Source organism: Sphingomonas sp. RB1R13, assembly GCF_036663775.1.
Classification (GTDB): domain Bacteria; phylum Pseudomonadota; class Alphaproteobacteria; order Sphingomonadales; family Sphingomonadaceae; genus Sphingomicrobium.
Window position 1 is genome coordinate 1 of sequence record NZ_JAXOJM010000114.1, and the last position, 588, is coordinate 588.

Here is a 588-nt window from a genome sequence, read left to right on the forward strand (position 1 = left end):
TATATAAACGAAATCAATTTCGTTATTAGATTGTTTAAGCCTAGTATCAATCAGTTAGGCCCACCACACGCTCGAGACTGCGCCCTATCGCGTTAGCATCATCGACATGGGGCAATCCAAGCCAGCTGTGCGTGAGCCATACCAGTCTGAAACCTGTGCCTCCGGGTGGGCCGAACCTAAGGCACAAAAAAGGCCGATCCTCCCGATGGAGGATCGGCCCGTCCGGAAGATCCGGAACAGAAGGATCAGAAGTTGATCGTGGTCCCGATCGCGATGTTGCGACCCAGCGAGTCGTAACGCTGCGGAATGGTGTTCGTGCGTGCCAGGCTGATGTTATAGGAATCCGGCACGATCGGCGCGGCGCGGTCGAGCAGGTTGTTCGCGATCAGGCGCAGCGAGAACTGCTTGGCGATCGCGAAGTTGAACGCCAGGTCGAAATAATTCTGCGGCGCGACACGGTAATAGTCGGTCAACGCCCGCGCCGGGGTGCCGCCGATCGCCGGATCACCCGAATTGTTGGCGTTGGTCAACGCACCGACATAACGCCAGTTGAGAGACGCGCTGAACTTCTTGTCTTCGGTCGTATAG

The 588-nt window shown here is 56.6% G+C and carries 1 pseudogene; it reads right to left on the reverse strand.

What is annotated here, in order from left to right:
* Positions 1-245: 245 nt before the first annotated feature.
* Positions 246-588: pseudogene (locus U1700_RS15355) on the reverse strand (TonB-dependent receptor domain-containing protein); the annotation flags it as partial.